Annotated in this window: 1 protein-coding gene; it reads right to left on the reverse strand. The window is 30.7% G+C overall.

Annotated elements, in window-relative coordinates; translation table 11 throughout:
• Positions 1–223 (reverse strand): ExbD/TolR family protein (locus tag FHK87_RS25965; protein ID WP_226294434.1); only part of this gene is annotated, 223 nt, incomplete at its 3' end.
• Between the last annotated feature and the right edge of the window lie 38 nt (positions 224–261).

Consider the following 261-nt stretch of genomic DNA (forward strand, 5'->3'; position numbering starts at 1 on the left):
ATCTTGCACTTGGTTTTCCTGCATAGATATACATTACCAAGTCTTTTTTGTCTAACTTTTCAATTTGATCAGCTACAGGTAATTTGTTTTCGATCATCAAAGTGTTTTGACGCATTACAGTTGCCACCATGAAGAAGAATAATAACATAAATACGATATCTGGTAAAGAAGCCGTAGATATAGCAGGCAGTTCGTTACTTTTGTTCTTTTTAAACTTTGACATAATAAGAATTGTATTTTATGTTATTTACTTTTTAGGTT

The organism is Aquimarina algicola (assembly GCF_006443095.1).
In the GTDB taxonomy this organism is placed as follows: domain Bacteria; phylum Bacteroidota; class Bacteroidia; order Flavobacteriales; family Flavobacteriaceae; genus Aquimarina; species Aquimarina algicola.